The following is a 21337-nucleotide window of genomic DNA, read 5'->3' as shown; positions in this document are numbered from 1 at the left end:
TGTTAGGAGGTATTTATGTTAACATTACAACAATTTGATATTTTAAATTTATTTTTTAAAAATCAAGATAAAAAATATACTCAAAGAGAAATTTCAGATATTACAGAAATTTCTTTAGGAAAAGTTAACGAAACTTTAAAAGAATTAAAAGATAATAAATTTTTAGATGAAGATTTAAAAATAACAGATGCAGGATTTGAGGCATTAGAGCCATATAAGGTTGATAATGCAATTATTATGGCTGCCGGAATGAGTTCAAGATTTGCACCTCTTTGCTATGAGAGTCCAAAGGGTCTTTTGAATGTAAAGGGAGAAAAATTAATTGAAAGAGAAATTTTACAGTTAAGGGAAGCCGAAATTGAAGATATTACTTTAGTTGTAGGATATATGAAAGAAAAGATGTTTTATTTGGCGGAAAAATTTGGTATAGATATTGTTGTAAATGCAGATTATTACAGATTTAATAATACTTCATCATTAATTTTAGTTACTGAAAAGTTAAAAAATACTTATATTTGTTCTTCAGATAATTATTTTCCAAAAAATCCTTTTGAAAAATATGTTTATAGGGCGTATTATTCTGCAGTTTATCAAGAAGGAGAAAGCGACGAATACTTTGCAGAATGTGATAAAAAGGGGAGAATTAAAGGAATAACAATTGGTGGTAAAGATGATTGGATAATGTTGGGTCATGTGTTTTTTGATAGAGAATTCAGTAATAAATTTGTAAAACTTTTAAAGGCAGAATATCATGAACAGACAGTTAGAGAAAATTTATGGGAAAATTTTTATATGCGTCATTTAAAAGAATTGGATAATATGTATATTAAAAAATATGATGCAGAGGATATAAAAGAGTTTGATTCATTAGAAGAATTAAGAATTTTTGATGAAAAATATGTAACTAATTCCGACTCTAAAATTTTCCAAAATATTTGTGGAGTTTTAAAATGTAATGAAGAAGAAATAAAGGATATTAAACCTATTAAAACGGGAATGACAAAAACTTCTTTTAAATTTAGTCACAATGGTAAGTCTTATGTATATAGACATCGTGGCCTTGAAACTGAGCTTATTATAAATAGAAAAAGTGAATTTGATTCAATGAAAATTGCTAAAGAACTTGGATTAGACGATACTTATATTTATATGGATAGTGAAAAAGGCTGGAAAATTTCAAGTTATATTGAAGATGTAAGAATCCTTGACTATGAAGATAAAGAAAATGTAAGAAGAGCAATTTCAATGTTAAAAAAATTACACACAAGTGGTCGTGAAACAGATTTTGAATTCAATATTTTCGATGAAATCGAAAACTTTAAGTTAAAAATAAAAAATTCACATCGTGATGATTTTGAAGATATGAATTTAATGAATGATAAAATTTATAAGTTGAAAGAATTTTTGGATAAAGATTATGTTAAGAATTGTCTTTGCCATTGCTATAGTTATAACTTGAATTTTTTAATGGATAAAAATGATGGAATGTATTTAATTGACTGGGAATATTCTGCAATGTCTGACCCTGCCGGAGATATTGGTTGTTTCATAACTTGTTCAAAATATTCTTTTGACGAATCAATAGAGATAATAAAGGAATATTTTGACGGAAATCCTACTGATGAAGAGTTAAGACATTATGTTGCTTATGTTGCAGTTAGTTCGTTCTATTGGTTCTTATGGGCAATTAATCAGGAAATTCAAGGAAAGAGTATTGGGGAATATTTGTATATTTGGTATAACCATACAAAAGAATATGCAGATTATGCCTTTAAATTATATGAACAAAGTGGTAGTAATGAGTAATTTATCTATCGAAAAAATTATTTATGAGCAAACTTAAAAGAGATTAGACATAGTCTAAGCAAGATTATGAATTTCCTAAAAATATTAAAGGCAATCTTTTTGAAAGGTTGTCTTTTTTTGTATTTTTGAGTATTGATTATGTATTGTTGTTGAAAAAAAGTACTGTTTATGGTATCATACATTATTAGTGGGTGATAAATTTTGAATGAAAAAATAATTGATATAAAAAATTTAAGATATGAATATTTAAGTGATGATAATAAAAAAAGTATTGGTTTGGACGGAATTAGTTTTTCTGTAAACAAAGGGGAATTAATTTCTATTTTAGGTCATAACGGAAGTGGCAAGTCAACTTTGGCAAAACTTTTGAATGCACAATTTGTTCCGACAGATGGAGAGATTGAAATTTTTGGAATTAATACTAAAGATGAAGAAAAAATTTGGGATATTAGACAAAAATGTGCTATGGTTTTTCAAAATCCTGATAATCAACTCGTAGCAACTGTTGTTGAAGAAGATGTTGCTTTCGGCCCTGAGAACTTGGGTATTGACCCTGTTGAAATAAGACAGAGGGTTGATGAGGCTTTAGAAATTGTTGAAATGGGGGATTATAAAAAGCATTCTCCTCATATGCTTTCAGGGGGACAAAAGCAAAGGATAGCGATAGCGGGAGTTCTTTCTATGAAACCTGAAGTTATAATTTTTGACGAATCAACGGCGATGCTTGACCCGATTGGAAGAAAAGATATTATAGATACTATTTTGAAATTGAATAAGGAAGAAAATAAAACTATTTTATATATAACTCATTATATGGAGGAGGCTGTTTTGGCTGATAGAGTTATTGTACTTAACGAGGGAAAGATTGAATTTGATGATAGTCCTAAAAAAGTTTTTTCAAATGTTGAGCGTTTAAGAGAGCTTGGACTTTCCGTTCCACAAGTTACAGAACTTTCTTATCTTTTGAAAAATGAAGGAATAGAAATTCCAACCGACATTTTGACTAATGATGAAATGATAGAATTTTTGGAGAAAAAATTAAAATAATGGATATAAATTTTAAAAATGTAAGTTTTATCTATGGAGAAAAAACTCCTTTTGAAAAACTTGCTTTAGATAATATAGATTTGACAATAAAATCAGGAGAATTTGTTGGAATTATAGGACATACAGGAAGTGGTAAGTCAACTTTGATTCAACATTTTAATGGAATATTAAAGCCGACAACCGGAGATGTTTTTATTGGCGATATGAATACGAAAGATAAAGAACTTGCAAAGAGTGGTTTGAGATATAAGATAGGGCTTGTTTTTCAATATCCTGAATATCAACTTTTTGAAGAAACTATAGAAAAAGATATTGCTTTTGGCCCCAAAAATATGGGACTTAGTGAAGAAGAGGTTACAGCAAGAGTTAAAGAGGCAATGGAGATTGTTGGACTCGACTATGAAACTAAAAAGGATAAATCTCCTTTTGAAATTTCCGGAGGACAAAAGAGAAGAGTTGCAATAGCAGGAATATTGGCGATGAAACCGGATATTTTAATTTTAGATGAGCCGACTGCCGGTCTTGACCCAAAAGGTCGTGATGAGTTATTTTTCCAAATTAAAAACCTTTATGAAAAAAATAATATTACGATAGTTTTGATTTCTCATAGCATGGAAGATGTTGCAAAACTTGTAAATAGAATAATCATAATGAAAAATGGAAAAATTCATTTAGATAAGAATACAAAAGAGGCTTTTAGTGATGTTGATGATTTAAAAGAAGTAGGACTTAATGTTCCACAGATTACAGAACTTATGGATACTTTAAGAAAAAGAGGTCATCATTTTAGCAAAAATATTTTGACGGTCGATGAGGCTTTTGAAGAAATAAAAAGAGAATTGAGGAAAAATTAATGGTAAAAAATATATCAATAGGTCGTTTTTTTCCGGGAGATAGTATTATTCATAGACTTGACCCCAGACTTAAATTATATTTTATTTTTATGTTTATAGTTTCTATATTTTTTATAAAAAGTTTTTTAGTTTTTATACCACTTGCGATTTTTTTGTTTTCAATTATAAAAATTGCAAAACTGCCTGTATTGATGGTCTTAAAGGGATTAAGAGGAATTTTTTACATTGTTTTGTTTACTGTAATTTTGAATGTAATTTTAACACCTGGAGAAATTTTATTTAGAATATGGATTATAAATATAACCAAAGAGGGAATTAAATTAAGTGCTTTTATGAGTGTTAGAATAATACTTTTGGTTATTGGAACAAGCCTTTTGACTTTAACTACAAGTCCTATTGTACTTACAGACGCTTTGGAATATGTTATGAAACCTTTTGAAAAAATTAAGTTTCCTGCGCATTCTGTTGCGATGATGATGACAATAGCTCTTAGATTTATACCGACAATTTTAGATGAAATGGATAAGATAACAAAGGCACAAACAGCAAGAGGAGCAGACTTTGAAACAGGAAGTATAATTACTAGAGCGAAAAGTTTGATTCCATTACTTGTACCACTTTTTGTAAACGCATTAAAACGTGCCGATGAGCTTGCAGTAGCTATGGAAGCTAGATGTTACAGAGGTGGAGAGGGAAGAACTAGAATGAATGTTTTAAGATACACAAGGACAGATTATTTAGTTATGGCATTTATAACCATAATTTTTGGACTTGTTATAGCATCAAGGTTTTTCTTAAATGTTTGGATTTTTAATTAATAGAAAAGGAAAATAAAATGAGTTTTGATGGAATTTTTACAAAAGCAGTTGTTGATGAAATAACACCACTTTTGTTAAATGGAAAAATAAATAAAATAAATCAACCTGATAAAAATGAAATAAATATACAGATTTACAACAAGGAAAATTATAAATTATTGCTTTCTTGTGCAAATAATCTTTCAAGGATTCATTTGAGTGAAAAAAACAAAAAAAATCCTATAACAGCATATAATTTCTGTATGTTGCTTAGAAAACATTTAGTTGGCGGAACGATAAAAAATATTTATCAACATAAAATGGATAGGGTTGTTTGCTTTGAAATCGAAAATTTGAATGAGTTAAAGGAGCTTAATAAAAAACTTTTAATCATTGAAATAATGGGAAAACACTCAAATATAATTTTAGTAGATAAAGAAAGTAATAAGATTATAGATTCTATAAAACATATAGATTCAAGACAAAGTAGTATCAGAGAGGTTTTTCCGAATAAGGACTATTTCTTTGTTAAGGACGAAAAAGAAAATATTTTAGAAGAAAATTACAGATTGCCATCAGAAATTTTAAAAAATTCTGAGCCGATTTCTATGAAGAAATTTTTTTACACTAATTATTTAGGTTTTTCTCCGACTATTTCTTATGAATTACTAAATAATTCTAATATTGATATGGATATAAATTCTGTAAATCTTAGCGAAGATGATATTCAAAAACTTGATGAAAATTTTAAAATTTTAGTTGAAAATATAAAAAATAAAAAATATTTTCCAATTTTAATTCAAGATGAAGTTAAGAATAATAAAGATTTTTACTGCTTTGATTTAAATTTATATAAAAATAAAGAAAGTGTTTCAAATATCTCTAATCTTGTAGAAAATTTTTATCACAACAATTCTTTAAGAGATAGGATAAATCAAAAGGCATCAGGATTTAAAAAAGTTTTAACTACAAAATTAAACAGACTTTCAAACAAATATTTAGCAATGAATGATGAACTTTTGAATAATAAGAGTAAAGAGGACTTGAAAATTTTCGCTGATTTACTTTCCATAAATATTTATAAAATGGAAAAAGGTATGAAAAAAATCGTGCTTGAAAATATTTATGATAATATGAATGAAGTTGAAATCTCTCTTGATGAAAAAAAATCTCCAAGAGAAAATATTGAATCATATTATAAAAAATATAAAAAATTAAAAACAGCTGATGAAATTATAAAACAAGAATTACCGAAAATAGAAACAGAAATTGCATACATAAAGCAAATTTTAGAAACTATTGAGATAATCACAGAATTAAATGAGCTTTCTGAAATAGAAGAAGAATTGATTTCTTTAGGTTATGTTAAGAAGAGCAAAAAGAATAAACAAAAACTTGAAAAGTCAAAACCTTATGTGTTTGAAACAAAATCCGGAGCACTAATTTATGTCGGAAAAAACAATTTGCAAAATGAAAATCTAACATTAAAGGTTGCAAATAAAAATGATATATTTTTCCACGCACAAGACGTTCCAGGTAGCCATGTAATCTTAAGAGGAGCAAACTTGACAGAAGACGACTATAAAATTGCAGGCTTTTTAGCTGGATATTACAGCTACTTCAAAAACGAAGGCTATGCAAATGTAGATTACACAGAAAAAAAACATATCCGAAAAGCAAAAGGAACAGGTCTTGGAATGGTCTATTACGATAATTATAAAACACTGTTTATTGACTTCAAAGACAAATTATTTGATGAATACAAAAAATAGAGCAACGAAAGTTGTTCTTTTTTTATAGATATTTGTTTCAAAAAAATATATAATATATGCGAAAGTATTTTGTTTTGGATAAAAAATATTAATAGGGGTTATCAAGCCCCTTTTTATTGTTTAATTTAGGTTTTCAATAGGTTACCATTAAATAAAAATTTATATAGTTTTTTATAAAAATATATTAATAAATAAAAATTCAAATAAAAAACCACTATTTTAACATTTTGCGTTTAAATAGTGGTTTGTTTTTTATTGGTGGAGATGGTGGGTGTCGAACCCACGTCCGAAAAAGCATTCATATCACTTTCTCCGAATGCAGTCAATTTTAAATTTCCCAATAACCTATAAATTAACAAACTCAGTTAGAGGTATCTTATAAATACAATTACAAACTTAAGAACTTTTGTAAAGGTTGCCCACGAAATTAATGATAGAGTTTAGACTTTTGTGGGGAAAGAATAAACTCCAAATAGCTGACTTACGCAGCTAATGCAAAATTATTATTTTCTGCGTTTATATTTAATTTACCACTTTTTATGTTGGTTGGATACAACAATTCGCTTATAATACTGCAACTTCCCCGTCGAAGCCAGTTCATCCCCATAATTAAAAAAGTAGCTTTATAAAGCTACTTTTATTATACCCATATTTTGTGATTATGTCAAATTTGAAATATATTTATTGATTTAATTTTTTAAACATTTTTGAAATTAACACAAAAATTGTAATGATTGAAATAATCGCAAGGAGAAGTAAAATTATTGTTAGTGTATCTTGATATAATCTTTTATATTTTTTGAAAAATTCAAAAACTCTGAATATAAAAAAGAAAATTATTCCTATATTTATCACTAATAAATATTTTGTCTTTTTTGTTAATAGTATTATTATAAATATAAATATAAAAATTAGAGAAATAACCAACAAAAAGTTTTTAAATATTGTTGGATTGTGCATATATGGTTGATCTTCCGGATAACTACCTGCTGATAATTCTAGAGTTATTAGGTAGAATAAAAATATTAAAAAACTAAATATTGAGTAAATTTTTTCTTTTATAATTTTCATAAAATTCTCCTTTTTAATTAAATTGTCTTTATTAACAACTTTATTATATTACATTGAAATTTATTTGTAAAGTGTTGTTTTAAATAAAAAATATTTTACAATTTTTTATTAAATTTTCGTAACAAAGTATTGTAAAAATTTTTTGTCCGATTTATAATTTATTAATATAAAAATAATATAAATTTTTAAGGAGAGAAAGATGTTAAAATCAATGACTGGTTATGGTAGAAGTGAGTTTATTGATGAAAATTATGATTTATCTTTTGAAATGAAGTCTGTTAATCATAAGTTTTTGGATATTCAAGTTAAGCTACCATATTTTTTAAATTTTTGTGAAGAAGATATTAAAAAAGTTGTAAGAGGAAAGTTGTCGAGAGGTCGTGTAGATATTTTTATAAGAGGAAAGCAAAAATTTTCTGAAGGTAATTCCAGTTTGGAGGTTAATTATAATTTAGCGGGTGCTTACTTTGAGGCTTATAAAAATATTTCTGAAAATCTTGGAATTGATGCTCCTGTCGGTATCGGACATATTATTCGTAATGAAAATGTTGTTGAAGTTAAGACTTCTGATATTGATGAGGAATTTTTGAAAAAAAATGTTTTGTCTGCTGTTGAAAAGGCAGTTGATGAGCTTGTTGCTATGAGAACTGTTGAGGGAGAAAACTTAAAGAATGATTTAAGTGAAAATCTTTTGGCTTTTGAAAATAACTTGGAAGGCATTAAAGAAAGAAAAGAAGATGTTTTAAATAATCAAATCGAAAGATTAAAGTCAAAACTTTGCGAGTTTTCAAGTGAATTGTCCGAAAGTGAACTTAACAGATTAAATCTTGAAGTAATTTTTTATACGGATAAGCTTGATATAAGTGAAGAGATTACAAGACTTAATTCACATATTCAAAATTTTAAAAAGTTTTTAGGTCTTGAAACTCAAGTTGGTAAAAAGATTGAATTTTTACTTCAAGAGATGAATAGGGAGATTAATACGATAGCAAGTAAGTCAAATAATTATGCGATTTCTACTTATGTTATCGAAATGAAGGTTATTATAGAAAAACTTAGAGAACAAATTCAAAATGTTGAATAGTTTTGGAGGTAGTATGAAAAAGGGATTTTTAATGGTTGTTTCCGGTCCTTCAGGAGTTGGAAAGGGTACTATTTGTGATATTTTGTTAAGAGATAATGAAGATATTAAGTATTCAATTTCTGCTACAAGTAGAAATAAACGCCCTATGGAAGAGCATGGAAAAAATTATTTTTTCATTTCAAGTGATGAGTTTGAAAAAATGATTGAGGAAGAAAAACTTTTAGAATATGCAAAAGTTCATGGTAATTATTATGGAACGCCGAAAGATTTTGTTTTAAATTCAATCGATAATGGTGATGTAGTAATTTTGGAAATTGATGTTCAAGGTGCTTTGCAGGTTAAGAAAAATTATCCTGACGCAGTTTTAGTTTTTGTTTTGCCACCTGATTTTGAGGAGCTTAAAAGACGACTTGTAGAACGTGGAACTGAAGACGAAGAAACTGTAAATTTAAGAATGAATAATGCAAAAAAAGAAGTTGAATTTTTGAATGAATATAATTATTCCATTGTGAATGAATATGTAGATGATAGTGTAGAAAAAATGAAGGCTATTATTCAAGCTGAAAGATTAAAAATAAAAAAATAGGAGGAATGAGATATGATAAATCCATCATTTAAAGAATTAGAAAAAATTGACAAAAGTAGATATGCATTAGTTGTAATGACTAGCAAAAGAGCGAGAAGAATTGTAAACGGCTCTAAAAATTTAATGGAAACAGATGCACAAAAACCTATTACTCAAGCGCTTCAAGAAATTGTAGCTGAAAAGGTAACTAAAAAAGAAAAGGAAGATTAAGATGAAAAAAAATATTTTAGTTGGAGTAACTTCGGGAATTGCTATTTATAAGTCTTTGGACTTGGTTAGTATGCTAGTTAAGGCAGGTTATGAAGTTAATGTTGTTATGACTGAAAACGCAACTAAACTTATAAATCCTTTGATTTTTGAAACAATTAGTCAAAACAAAGTGTATAGTGATATTTTTGAAAGAGATATGGATAGTGAAGTTAAACATATCAAACTTGCAAAAGAGGCTGATTGCTTTGTAATTGCACCTCTTACTGCAAATACTATGGCTAAACTTACTTATGGAATTGCTGATAATTTAATTACAAATATTGCTCTTGCTCATACTAAAAAGATGATTTTAGTACCTGCAATGAATGTTAATATGTATGAAAATCCTATTACTCAAAAAAATATTAAGACTTTGAGTGAAAGACATATTGTTTTAAGTCCTGACTATGGTCGTCTTGCTTGTGGCGATTATGGTAAAGGTAAATTTCCTAAAGCTGAAAAGATTTTTGAAGAAATTGAAAGTTATTTTGTGAAAAAAGATTTGCTTGGGAAAAATATTTTAATTGGAAATGGTGCAACTGTTGAAGATATTGACCCTGTTAGATATATTTCAAATTATAGTAGTGGTAAAATGGGAAATGAACTTGCTCTTTGTGCTAAAAGGCGTGGAGCTAATGTTAAGGTAGTTTGTGGAAAAGTTTCAAGCAATTATAAAAATTTTGGATTGGAATATATTGATGTAAAGACAAATGAAGAAATGTTTAATTCTTTAAAAGAAAATTTTGAAGAAACAGACATTTTAATTATGCCTGCTGCACTGGTTGATTTTAAAGTTAAAAACAAAAAAGATTTTAAGATAAAAAAGACTTCAAAGTATGAAAATATTGAGCTTGAGGACAATATCGACATTTTAAAAACTATTGCAAAGAATAAAAAATCACAATATGTTGTCGGCTTTGCCGCAGAAACAAATTCAGTAAAAGACTATGCTATATCAAAGCTTGAAAATAAAAATTTGGATATGATAGTTGCAAATGATGTTTCTGTAAAGGATAGAGGCTTTGGTTCAGATTTCAACAAGGTTAGTATAATTACAAAAGATTCTGAAGTTGAAACTGAAGTTTTGACTAAGAGAGAAATTGCAGATAAAATTTTAGATGCTGTTTTGGAGAAAATATGTTAGCAGAAGTTGTTGTTAAATCTTTTTTACTTTCAAGAGCTGAAAATATTTTTACTTATAGAGTTCCGAAAGAACTTGAAGGAGAAATAAGTGCAGGTAAAAGAGTAATTGTTCCTTTTGGAAAAGGAAATAAGGGAACGGTCGGTCTTGTTTTGAATATTTTAGATGAAAAAGATGTTGAAACAGATATAAAGTTCAAAGAAATTAATATGCTTATAGATGAAAAAGAAATTGTGAGTAAAACTCAGATTGAACTTGCAAAATTTATGAGCGAAAAATACATTACAAATCTTTCTTATTGTCTAAATTGTGTTTTACCTCCGGGAGATTGGAGCAAAATTGAAGAATTTTTTGTTTTAAATAAAGAAAAAAATTTTGAACTTTCAAAAGATGAAATGGAATTTTTTTCTAAGAAAAGAAATATTTTAGAAATTCGTGAGTTTTACAATGATGATGAAAAGATAAATTCTTTAATCAAAAATGAAATTTTAGTAAAAAAGTACAAATATAACAACTCAGAAAATAAATTTTTAGAAAAATTTGTTAAACTAAATGAAGAATTTGATTTTTTAAAAATTCGTAAAAATGCTGTAAAACAATTAGAACTTTTAAATTTTTTAAAAGGAAAAGATTTTGTAAGCGTTAAAAATTTAAGAGAAAATAATTTTTCAAAACAAGTTATAGACTCAATGCTTTTGATGAATGCTCTTATTTTAACTGAAAATAAAGTTTATAAAAATTCTGTTGAAAAAACAAGTAGCTATAAAAAATTAAAGTTAAATAAGGCACAACAAGAAGTTTTAGATAGTATTTTAAGTTCTAAAAATAATAAATTTTTAATTCACGGAATAACAGGAAGTGGAAAGACTGAAATATATTTACAACTTGTTGAAAAAATGTTAGAACAAGGAAAGAGTAGTATAATTTTAGTTCCTGAAATAAGTCTTACTCCACAAACCATTGAAAGATTTTCCGGACGTTTTGGAAATGATATTGCAATCATTCACTCAAGACTTACAATGGTTGAAAAACTTAATCAATGGAAACAAATTCAAGATAAGGATATAAAAATTGTTGTTGGGGCAAGGTCTGCGATTTTTTCCCCAATTAAAAATTTAGGGCTTGTGATAATTGATGAGGAGCATGAGTCAAGTTATATAAGTGATCAAAATCCAAAATATTATACTCATGAAGTTGCCGAGCATTTGGTAAAATTATCCGGAGCAAAACTTGTTTTAGGTTCTGCAACACCGTCTGTTAATATTTATGAACTTGCGAAAAAAGGAAAATTTAAACTTTTAGAGCTAAAAAATAGAGCAACAAGAAATTCATTGCCTAAAGTTGAAATTGTAGATATGCGTGAAGAACTTTTACTTGGAAATAAAAGTATTTTGAGTAACAGTCTTTACGAAGAAATACAAAAAACTTTGGATAGGAAAGAGCAGGTAATTTTGTTTTTAAATAAACGTGGCAGAAGTTCTTTTGTGTTTTGTAGAAGTTGTGGCTATGTTTTGAAATGTGATTATTGTGATATTTCAATGACTTACCACAAAGACAATCGAAAAGATATTTGCATTTGCCATATGTGTGGAAGAACGAAACAAAAGCCTAAGATTTGTCCAAGCTGTTTTAAACAATCCATAAAAGAATTTGGTTTTGGAACGGAGGCTTTGGAAGAATATATTAAAAATACCTTTAAAGATGCAAAAGTTCATAGGATAGATTCGGACACTTCAAAGGAAAAAGGTGCTTATGAAGAAGTTTACCAAAAAATGAAAAACAAAGAAATTGATATTTTGATTGGTACACAGATGATTTCAAAAGGGCTGGACTTTCCGAATGTAACTTTGGTTGGAGTTGTTCTTGCAGATATTAGTTTGAATATTCCATCTTTCAGGTCAGCAGAAAAAACTTTCCAACTTTTAACTCAGGTTGCAGGACGTTCAGGTCGTGGAGAAAGACAAGGAAAAGTTGTAATTCAAACCTACAAGCCAAGTCATTACTCGGTGGTTAATTCTTCAGAGCATAATTATGAAGAATTTTTCAAAGAAGAAATAAATTTTAGAAGAAGTTTTCTCTATCCACCAAAGGCTAATATAATAAATTTTCAATTTAGAAGCAAAAGTGTCGAAAATTGTATGGAAGAATTAAAAAAAATTAGAGATTTGATTTTTGAAAGATTTAAAAAAGAAATAAATTTAAAAAATATAATTATTCTAGGGCCTAATCCAGATGCGATAAAATGGGTAAATATGGTATATAGATATAATTTGACAATAAAAGTTCTAAAAGACGAAGATGTATTTAGACAATTTTTAATGGAATTAATTTTTAATAAAAAGTATTCATTTAATACTGAAAAAAATGGAAAATTAATTTTGACAATAGATTAAGGAGGAAAAATGGCATTAAGAAATGTTAGAATTGATGGCGATCCTGTTCTTAGAAAAAAGGCAAGGAAAGTCGAAGTTATAGATGATAAAATAAAAAATCTACTAGAAGATATGGTAGAAACTATGTATGATTCAGATGGAGTTGGACTTGCTTGTCCACAAATTGGAATTTTAAAAAGACTTGTAACAATTGATGTTGGAGATGAACATGGACTTTTAAAAATGATAAATCCGGAAATTTTAGAAGTTTCAGGAGAACAAGTTGGACCTGAAGGTTGTCTTTCAATTCCTGATGTGAGGGGTTTTGTAAAAAGACCTGAAAAAGTGAAATTCAAATATACAGATATTGACGGAAATGAACAAATTATAGATGCAACAGACCTTTTGGCTGTTTGTGTTTGTCATGAGATTGACCATTTGAATGGAGTTCTATTTACAGACTTGAGCTTAGAGGGCGAAGAGGCTGAAATGTACGAAAAACTATATTACGGTGAGGAAGAATAATGAAAAAAATAATTTTTATGGGAACTCCTGATTTTGCAGTTCCACCTTTGGAAGTTTTGAATGAAAATTTTGAAATTTCTTTAGTTGTTTCTCAAAAAGATAAACTTAGAAACAGAAAAAAATTATTACCGACACCAGTAAAGCAAAAGGCATTAGAGCTGGGTCTTGAAGTCATAACACCGGATAGTGTAAAAAGTGATGAATTTTTTGAAATTGTAAAAAAAATAAATCCGGATTTCATTGTTGTAGTTGCTTTTGGACAAATAATTGACAAGCGATTAATTGACTTTATGGGAGGGAAGATTTTAAATATTCACGCCTCAATTTTGCCTGAGCTTAGAGGCTCTGCACCGATAAACTGGGCTATTGTAAATGGGTTAGAAAAAACCGGCGTTAGCATTATGTCAATTGATGTTGGACTTGATACAGGAGATGTTTTAGATATTGAAGAAACTGAAATTTCTGATTTAGATAATGCTGAAACACTTTATGAAAGACTTTCAAAAATGGGTTCCACTTTGATTGTTGAAACTATGAATGACTTTGAAAATAAATATAAAAATAGAATTAAGCAGGGAGTTAATTTTTCCTATGCTCCGATGATTAAAAAGGAAATGGGAAAATTAAACTTTAATGATACTTCAAGAAATATTTTTAACAAAATAAGAGGTTTTTATAATTGGCCAAGTACATTTTGTGAATATATGGGAGAGAATATAAAAGTTCATAGAGCTGAAATTGGAACAGAAAGTCCGAATGTCAAAGTTGGAACAATTTTTAAAACTTCAAAAGACGCAATCTTTGTTAAAACACTTGACGGTAGCATAAAACTTTTGGAAATTCAATTTGCTGGAAAGAAAAGGGTTTTAGTTAAAGACTATCTTCGTGGAAATTCTATAAAAGTTGGAGAAATTTTAAGCTAATGAGAAAAATTGCAGTTGAAATTCTTTGTGAAATCAAAGATGAAAATTCAAACTCTACAAATTTATTGAATAAAAATGCAAAAAATATTTCTGAATTGGATAGTAAATTTTTAAGAGAAATAGTTTATGGAACATTGGAAAATCGAATTTATTTAGACTATATAATCAAAAAACTTTGCAAACTTAGAATAAAAAAATTCAATCCATATATTTTAAATATTTTACGAATTTCAATCTATCAAATTTTATTTATGGATAAAATTCCGGAATTTGCAATAATAAATGAGGCAGTTAATCTAACAAAAACTTTTAAATTAAAGAAGTTTTCGTCCTTTGTAAACGGCTCACTTAGAAACTTTTTAAGAAATAAGGAAGATTTTACAAAAATAGAAACAGAAAATTTGGAAGAAAAATTTGCTATAAAATATTCTACGAACATTGATGTTGTAAAAATTTTACTTGAAGATTATGGAAAAGATGAAACTTTGAAAATTCTTGAAAGCTCTATGGATAGACCACATTTTGCGATAAGAATATCATCTTTTGAAAAAAGTGAAGAGGAAGTTATTTCAGATTTAAAAAATTTTGGATATAAACTAAAAAAATCGGAAATTTCAAAATTAACATATTTTGTAGAAAATCCAACCAATATATTGGAAACAGAAAGCTTTAAAAATGGAGATTTTACAGTTCAAGACGTTGGAAGTATTTTGACAGGAGAAGTTTTAGCTCCAAAAGAGAATTCAAAAGTTTTGGATATTTGTTCGGCTCCCGGTGGAAAAACTTGTCATCTCGCTTTTCAAATGAAAAATACCGGAGAAATTTTTGCCAACGATATTGTAAAAAGTAAATTAAAAAAGATAGAAGAAAATTGTAAAAGACTTAATATAAAAAATGTAAAATTATTAAATTTTGATGCATCAGTTTATAAAGAAGAACTTAAAGAACAATTTGACTATATACTATGCGATGTAATCTGCTCCGGAGTTGGCGTTATGGACAGAAAGCCTGAAATAAAATTATTTAGAAGTAGAGAAACAATCGAAGAAATAATTTCTTTACAAAGAAAAATTTTTGACAATGCAGTCCAATATCTAAAAGTCGGTGGAGAAATAGTTTATAGCACTTGTTCAGTTTTGAAATGTGAAAATGAAGAAAATGTAAAATATTTCTTATACAAACATAAAAATTTGAAGATAAAAGAAGTAAAATTTTTAGAAAAAGAAGAAAAATTTATAAAATTATTACCTGAAAAACAAAAACATAACGGATTTTTTATAGTTAAGTTTTATAAAGAAGGATAAAAGATTGAAGGTTAAAACTTCAGTCTTTTTTGTTGAAATAAGATTTTATATGATGTATAATAAATTTAATTGATTTTGTAAATTGTATAAAGGAGAGATAAAATGTAGAGATTATTAAATTTTGAGTTTAAAATTTAATATATGTGAGGTAGGGAATGAAAAATTTTAAAGATAAGCTGTTTTGTTTGAAAGGTTATTACTTTTTTTCAAGCTTAGTTTTTTATGCTCCTGTGGCTCTTTTGATTAGAACTTCCAGAGGTGTAAGCATTTCAGAATTTTTTATTTTGCAGGCGATTTTGTCTTTTGGTATTTTTATCTTTGAAATTCCTTTTGGAATAATTACAGATAAAATCGGCTATAAAAATTCTATAATTATTTCACATTTCTCTATGTTATTAGCTAGAATAATACTTTTGTTTTCTTTTAGCTTTGAGTTTTTTGTACTTGAATCTATACTTGAGGCAGTCGGTTTTGCTTTTGCTTCGGGAACTATAATTGGTTATGAGTATGAAATTATAGGTGAGGAAAATTTTGCAGTGGAATCTTCTATTCTTGGTAATTACTCAACTGTTGGCTTTATAGTTTCAACAATAAGTTTTTACTTTATGAATAAATATTTCGGACAAAATTTTCTGATAATTTTTACAATTATTTCAACTTTTATTTCTTTTTTATTTACTTTATTTTTAGAAAAAGAAAAAGGTTTTGAAAAAGATGATACTAAATTGAATTTCAAAAGTATTTTAAATAAATATTTAATCATTTTTATGGTGTTTAATGGAATGATTAGCATAACATTTATTTTGATAAATTTCTTTTATGTAGTCATTTTACAAAATATAAATTTAAGTGAAAACTATATGACTTTCGTTATTTTGTTATATTCTGTAATCGGACTTTTGAGTCCCAAAATTATAAAAATGTTTGGAGAAGTCAAACTAAAAAGAAATTTGTTTATATTTTTGACTATGAGTTCTGTTTTACTCATGTCGTTAATTTTAATAAAAAATATTTTTGTTATACTGCCAATGATTTTTTTACCAATGTTAATTGGAATTGTTGAAACATATTTTTCAAAGGTTGAAAATAGATATGTAGATAGTTTGAATGACAAAAACAGAGCAACTATTTTATCAACTTTCAGTATGGGAGCGAATGTTGTTGACTTTGGATTTTTATTTGTTTCATCAAAACTAGCTGAGAATAGTTTAAATTATAGTTTTATTTTTGTGAGTATATTACTTTTGATATTTGGATTATTTTTTGCTGTAACAAAATTCATAGAAGAATAGAGAAATGTTAAAGGAGCTTTTTATAAAGCTCCTTTGTCCTTTTTATAATTTATTCCTTGATATGAATTTTTTTGTTTTAATATTTTTCCGACTTCGCCAATTGTTTTAATTTTATCTTTTGACCATAGGGGAGCGATTAATTTTGTTTTGTCGCCGTCGCCCGTTAGTCTGTGAATTATGATTTCTTTATCTAAATTTTCTATTGCCATAATTAAAGCATCTACATATTCATTCCAAGTCAAAGCTTTGAATTTATTTTGTAAATAATCTTCATACAATTCACAATCATTTTGAATGAAAAGGCTATGAATTTTAATTCCCCAAGGTTTTTGTGAGTTTACATAGTCGATAGTATTTTTAAAATCTTTTTGATTTTCGTTTGGCAAACCGAAAATTATATGAAAAATAGTTTTTATATTTAATTCTTTTAATTTTTTTACACAATTTTCAAAAGTTTCCGTACTGTAACCGATATTCATAGCATTTCTTGTGTTTTCGTTCGAGCTTTGTAGTCCAAGTTCGATCCAAACTTCAATTTTTTTATTTAATTCATCAAGCAAATTATATATTTCTTCATTAAAACAATCAGCCCTTGTTGCTATTGACAATACTTTTACATTCGGAAAATTTATCGCCTCATAATACATTTGTCTAAGTTGTTCTATTGGTAAAAATGTATTTGTATAGCTTTGAAAGTATGCGATATATCCTTTATCGACATTTTTATCTTTTAAAAATTTTATCTGAGCATTTAACTGTTCTATTATGGATTTTCGTTTTGTTGTAAATTCACCACTTCCGTTTTCAGAGCAAAATTTACAACCACTTTTACCATTTTTTCTATTTGGACAAGAAAACCCTCCGTCAATGGAGAGTTTTAAAAGTTTTGAGCCAAATTTTTCCTTTAGATAAGAACTTAAAGTGTTATATCTTTCCATATTATCTCTTTCTTAATTGTTCCTTTTGTTCTAAAACATGTCTTTTCAACTCATCTAAATATTCTATTTCATCATTTGAAAAATCAACATTTTTCAAGAATCTTCCTGCACCTTTTATTACCATTAATTCAGGATTTTCAGGATTTATTACATTTAATCTTGTTCTGTCGGTTATTAATTCAACAAAGCCGGGAATTAATGATGAGCCACCTGTTAGAATCAATCCCTTTTCAAAAAGGTCGGCAATCAATTCTGGTGGAGTTTTTTCTAAAGTTTCAGTTATTGCATTTAAAATTTTATTTAAAGTCATTCCAATTGCATGTGAAATATCTGAACTATTTACAAAAATATGCATAGGAAGTCCGTTCATTACATTTCTTCCCTTTACTTCATACATTTCTCCGTCGCTAGTTGGATAAGCAGTTGCAATGGAAAGTTTTATAATTTCAGCAGTATTTTCTCCAATCAACATATTATATCTTGTACGAATAAAGTCTGCGATTGCTTCGTCAACTGTGTTTCCGCCAATACTTAAACTTTTTGCAATTATAATTTCTCCATTTGAAATTACAGAAATATCTGTCTTTCCTGCTCCAATATCCACAACCATAGTTCCTGAAGGGTCATTTATATTTATGCCACAACCTATTGCTGCAGCGATTGTTTGTTCCAAGAGTACAACATTGTTTGCTCCGGCGAGTTTAACCGCTTGAGTTATTGCTCTTTTTTGTACTTGAGTTAATTCACTTGCAATACAAACTAAAACATTCGGTCTAAAAAAGTTTTTTCCAATAGATTTTTTAATTGCTCTTTTTATGATTGCTTCTGTTACGTTAAAATCTACAATATTTCCGGCGACTAAAGGTCTTTTTGCAACTACATTACCGGGAACACGTCCTAATAATTTTTTTGCAGTTTCTCCGTAAGAAATTATTTTATTTTTATATGTATCCATAGTAACTATTGATGGCTCGTTTACTATTACACCTTTATTTTCTACGAAAGTCGTTACTTTTGATGTTCCAAAATCAATAGCAAGAGTTTTTCTAAAATATTTCATAATATCTCCTAATATAATTTTTATTTTACTTATGTTAATTATTTAATTTAAAGCACATTTTACATTATGCTATTATAATTTTACACTAAAATTAGTATATAGTAAAGTAGGAGTTTAATTATTAAAAAAATTTGATAAAATTGTTCTAGTGTAGTAAAATAAGAATGATAAAATTAATAATATGGAGGACTTTTATGTTTAGAATGAAAAACAAACTTAATAGTTTATATAATGCAAATAAAGAGGTTAAGTTTGCTCTTATAGGAGCCGGGAAGATGGGTAAAGGACTTGTTAATCAACTTTCAAGAATTAAAGGTTTAACAAGTGCCGTTGTAATTGATGAAAAGCCTGAAAAAGCTATGGATGCTCTTCTTTCTTCCGGAATTAGAAAGTCGGATATAACTACAAGTGATAATATAAAAATAATAGAAAATTCTATAAAAAATGGAATGTATGTAGTTTCTGATGACTATTCCATTGCTTGTAAATTACAAGATATTAAAGGAGTTGTTGACGCAACGGGTAATCCTCCTTTTGGTGCCGTTCTTGCGATGGAGGCAATCGAAAATAGAAAACATACGATTATGTTAAATGTTGAATGTGATGCTGTTATTGGACCTTATTTATACAATTTAGCCAAAAAGAAAAATGTAATTTATACCGGTTCTGCCGGAGATGAACCGGGTGCAATTATGGAGCTTGCAGACTTTGTTTTAGGTGCAGGTTTTAAACTTCTTGCTGTCGGTAAAGGAAAGAACAATCCACTTAATTATTATATTACTGAAGATGATGTTAGAGAAGAGGCCATTTCAAAAGGTCTTTATCCAAAAATGCTTGCAGGTTTTATTGACGGAACAAATACAATGATTGAATTGACAAGTGCAGCTAATGCTTTGGGTTTTGTTCCTGATGTTATTGGTTGTCATGGGCCAACAACTACACCGAATGAGCTTGGAAAATTATTTTCTTTAAAAGAACAAGGTGGAATTTTAAATAACTATAAAACGGTAGATTTTGCTTTTGGAGTTGCTCCGGGAGTGTATGCAATAGTTACAAGTGATAGTGATGAAGTACATGACCTAATGAAGTATTTAAAAATGGGTGATGGACCTAACTACGCAATTTACAGACCATATCACTTAACAAGTTTAGAAACACCGATTACAATTTACAATGCAATCGTTGAAAAAGAGTCAACTATTGTTCCTGCTTGTGGACAAGTTTCAGATACTGTTACAGTTGCAAAAAGAGATTTGAAAGCTGGAGAAATTTTAGAGGGAATTGGTGGAAAGTCTGTTTTTGGTACAATAACAAGCCATGCAGACCAAAAAAATAGAAATCTTTTACCGATTGCTATGATTACTAAGAAAACAAAATTAAAAGTTGATGTAAAAAAAGATGAGCTTATAACTCTGGATATGGTTGAGCTTGATGAGGAACATATCATTACAAAACTTAGAAGAAAACAAGATAAATTAGGTCTTTAGGAGAAGGTATGGAAATAATTTCTCGGTATAAAAATAAAATTGCTATCGGCATTTCTGTTGTAGCAGTTATTATTTTAATTATATTTTTGACTGTGAAATTTGGAGGAGGCTCGAATAAAGAAGTAGCCTTTGATTTTTCAAAACCATATACAAAAATTGAATTTATAAAAGATGAAATGTATATTTTTGAAAAAAATAAATTTTCACGCTTTAATAAAAATGGAAAATTAAAAACAGAAAAAGAAATTTCAAATAATGGAAAAATTAGAATTTCTAACGATATTATATATTCTCTTATGCCTAATGAAATAATTATGTATAGTAAAAATTTTGATGAGATAAAAAAAATATCTTTAGAGAAAGAAAGTCAAGATTTTTTTATTGAAAATAATAAATTGATTTTGATAAATAATGCAAGTTTTAAAATTTTTGACGAAACTTTAACTGAAATATATTCAAATGATGATGTTCAAAGTCCGGGGTATGTTAAATTTTCAAAGGACAATAACAACTTTGTATATACAGATTATGTTAAGTCGGAAAATTCAATAAAATCGAGATTTCACATTTTAAAATTGAAAGACAAGTCAACTATTTGTGATTTCACTTTTTTTAATGAATTTATAATTGATTTTGGATTTGTAAATAATTCTGACGATAAGATTTACGTTGTTACGAATGAAAAGTTATATCTTTTTGAAAAAAATATTATAAAAAATCAATATTATATAAAAAATTTAAAGGATATTATCTATGATTCCGAAAAGATTTATTTGATTTCAAACGATATAAAAGTTTTTAATGCAAAAGATTTAAAACTTGAAAAGGAAATTGCTATTGAAGGAGAATATATAAATGCTCATAATTTATCAGAAAATATTTTGTTGGTAAAAAAAAATGGGTATGTATTAGTTGACAAAAATAGTTTTAATCTAAAAGAGTTTCCTGCTGAAATCGTAGATTCAGTTGATAGTGAAAATTCTGCATATTTGATATTAAAAGATAGATATAAGAAAATAAAGTAGGAGG

General features: G+C 27.5%; 19 protein-coding genes and 1 other RNA gene. 16 read left to right on the top strand and 4 right to left on the bottom strand.

Going from position 1 to position 21337, the window contains the following annotated elements; genetic code table 11:
- Positions 1 to 15: 15 nt before the first annotated feature.
- The 5 genes from HMPREF3181_RS03625 (at position 16) to HMPREF3181_RS07500 (ending at position 6276) form a co-directional block, all read left to right on the top strand.
- Positions 16 to 1806 carry an NTP transferase domain-containing protein gene (locus HMPREF3181_RS03625; protein ID WP_068473121.1) on the top strand — a complete coding sequence of 597 codons (1791 nt, stop codon included), beginning with the start codon at positions 16 to 18 and terminating at the stop codon, positions 1804 to 1806.
- A gap of 201 nt (positions 1807 to 2007) precedes the next feature.
- The gene (locus HMPREF3181_RS03620; protein ID WP_068473118.1) at positions 2008 to 2853 is read left to right on the top strand and encodes an energy-coupling factor transporter ATPase; all 846 of its coding nucleotides are present in this window, start codon (positions 2008 to 2010) and stop codon (positions 2851 to 2853) included.
- The gene (locus tag HMPREF3181_RS03615) at positions 2853 to 3707 is read left to right on the top strand and encodes an energy-coupling factor transporter ATPase (RefSeq protein WP_068473115.1); all 855 of its coding nucleotides are present in this window, start codon (positions 2853 to 2855) and stop codon (positions 3705 to 3707) included. The genes HMPREF3181_RS03620 and HMPREF3181_RS03615 overlap by 1 nt, the downstream gene beginning before the upstream one ends.
- On the top strand, positions 3707 to 4525 hold the full coding sequence (locus tag HMPREF3181_RS03610) for an energy-coupling factor transporter transmembrane component T family protein (RefSeq protein WP_068473112.1): 819 nt from the start codon (positions 3707 to 3709) through the stop codon (positions 4523 to 4525). Before HMPREF3181_RS03615 ends, HMPREF3181_RS03610 begins: the two co-directional genes overlap by 1 nt.
- 17 nt (positions 4526 to 4542) lie before the next feature.
- Positions 4543 to 6276: an Rqc2 family fibronectin-binding protein gene (locus HMPREF3181_RS07500; RefSeq protein WP_082713891.1), complete on the top strand. Its 1734-nt coding sequence runs from the start codon at positions 4543 to 4545 to the stop codon at positions 6274 to 6276.
- Between the two features lie 256 nt (positions 6277 to 6532).
- On the opposite strand, the gene ssrA is transcribed toward HMPREF3181_RS07500, so the two are convergent.
- Together ssrA and HMPREF3181_RS03595 are read right to left on the bottom strand one after the other, a co-directional pair.
- Positions 6533 to 6881: a transfer-messenger RNA gene (gene ssrA, locus HMPREF3181_RS03600) on the bottom strand.
- Between the two features lie 76 nt (positions 6882 to 6957).
- Positions 6958 to 7347 carry a hypothetical protein gene (locus HMPREF3181_RS03595; RefSeq protein WP_068473110.1) on the bottom strand — a complete coding sequence of 130 codons (390 nt, stop codon included), beginning with the start codon at positions 7345 to 7347 and terminating at the stop codon, positions 6958 to 6960.
- A gap of 199 nt (positions 7348 to 7546) precedes the next feature.
- Here HMPREF3181_RS03595 and HMPREF3181_RS03590 point away from each other — a divergent pair, with 199 nt between their 5' ends.
- From HMPREF3181_RS03590 to HMPREF3181_RS03550, 9 genes are all read left to right on the top strand, one after another.
- Complete coding sequence (locus HMPREF3181_RS03590) at positions 7547 to 8431, top strand: YicC/YloC family endoribonuclease (RefSeq protein WP_068473107.1); 885 nt, start codon at positions 7547 to 7549, stop codon at positions 8429 to 8431.
- Positions 8432 to 8444: 13 nt separating this feature from the next.
- Positions 8445 to 9017 (top strand): guanylate kinase, encoded by a 573-nt coding sequence (gene gmk / locus HMPREF3181_RS03585; RefSeq protein WP_068473105.1) that lies wholly within the window; start codon positions 8445 to 8447, stop codon positions 9015 to 9017.
- A 12-nt stretch (positions 9018 to 9029) separates the two neighbouring features.
- The gene (gene rpoZ / locus HMPREF3181_RS03580) at positions 9030 to 9227 is read left to right on the top strand and encodes a DNA-directed RNA polymerase subunit omega (protein ID WP_068473103.1); all 198 of its coding nucleotides are present in this window, start codon (positions 9030 to 9032) and stop codon (positions 9225 to 9227) included.
- A 1-nt stretch (position 9228) separates the two neighbouring features.
- Positions 9229 to 10410, top strand: a complete 1182-nt coding sequence (gene coaBC / locus HMPREF3181_RS03575; protein WP_068473101.1) for a bifunctional phosphopantothenoylcysteine decarboxylase/phosphopantothenate--cysteine ligase CoaBC — start codon at positions 9229 to 9231, stop codon at positions 10408 to 10410.
- On the top strand, positions 10404 to 12800 hold the full coding sequence (gene priA, locus HMPREF3181_RS03570) for a primosomal protein N' (RefSeq protein ID WP_068473098.1): 2397 nt from the start codon (positions 10404 to 10406) through the stop codon (positions 12798 to 12800). Before coaBC ends, priA begins: the two co-directional genes overlap by 7 nt.
- Positions 12801 to 12809: 9 nt before the next feature.
- Entirely contained in the window at positions 12810 to 13304 is a 495-nt protein-coding gene (gene def / locus HMPREF3181_RS03565) for a peptide deformylase (RefSeq protein ID WP_068473094.1), read from the top strand.
- Positions 13304 to 14227, top strand: coding sequence for a methionyl-tRNA formyltransferase (gene fmt, locus HMPREF3181_RS03560; protein WP_068473092.1), 924 nt, complete (start codon positions 13304 to 13306; stop codon positions 14225 to 14227). The genes def and fmt overlap by 1 nt, the downstream gene beginning before the upstream one ends.
- Positions 14227 to 15531 (top strand): 16S rRNA (cytosine(967)-C(5))-methyltransferase RsmB, encoded by a 1305-nt coding sequence (gene rsmB, locus HMPREF3181_RS03555; RefSeq protein WP_068473089.1) that lies wholly within the window; start codon positions 14227 to 14229, stop codon positions 15529 to 15531. The genes fmt and rsmB overlap by 1 nt, the downstream gene beginning before the upstream one ends.
- Before the next feature lie 155 nt (positions 15532 to 15686).
- Positions 15687 to 16823 carry an MFS transporter gene (locus HMPREF3181_RS03550; RefSeq protein ID WP_068473086.1) on the top strand — a complete coding sequence of 379 codons (1137 nt, stop codon included), beginning with the start codon at positions 15687 to 15689 and terminating at the stop codon, positions 16821 to 16823.
- 20 nt (positions 16824 to 16843) lie between these two features.
- Here HMPREF3181_RS03550 and HMPREF3181_RS03545 read toward each other — a convergent pair whose 3' ends face one another.
- Positions 16844 to 17761, bottom strand: a complete 918-nt coding sequence (locus tag HMPREF3181_RS03545; RefSeq protein WP_068473083.1) for a tRNA modification radical SAM protein MnmL/YtqA — start codon at positions 17759 to 17761, stop codon at positions 16844 to 16846.
- Between the two features lies 1 nt (position 17762).
- Positions 17763 to 18821 carry a rod shape-determining protein gene (locus HMPREF3181_RS03540; RefSeq protein ID WP_068473081.1) on the bottom strand — a complete coding sequence of 353 codons (1059 nt, stop codon included), beginning with the start codon at positions 18819 to 18821 and terminating at the stop codon, positions 17763 to 17765.
- Between the two features lie 194 nt (positions 18822 to 19015).
- On the opposite strand from HMPREF3181_RS03540, the gene HMPREF3181_RS03535 reads away from it, so the two are divergent.
- A complete protein-coding gene (locus HMPREF3181_RS03535) occupies positions 19016 to 20308 on the top strand; it encodes an NAD(P)H-dependent oxidoreductase (protein ID WP_068473078.1) in 1293 nt (430 codons plus the stop codon).
- Positions 20309 to 20316: 8 nt separating this feature from the next.
- Complete coding sequence (locus tag HMPREF3181_RS03530) at positions 20317 to 21333, top strand: hypothetical protein (RefSeq protein WP_068473075.1); 1017 nt, start codon at positions 20317 to 20319, stop codon at positions 21331 to 21333.
- Positions 21334 to 21337 lie beyond the last annotated feature (4 nt).

Source organism: Parvimonas sp. KA00067, assembly GCF_001553085.1.
GTDB classification, from domain to species: Bacteria; Bacillota; Clostridia; order Tissierellales; family Peptoniphilaceae; genus Parvimonas; species Parvimonas parva.
The sequence above is the reverse complement of the archived record's forward strand: the minus strand, read 5'-3'. Positions and strand labels throughout refer to the sequence as shown.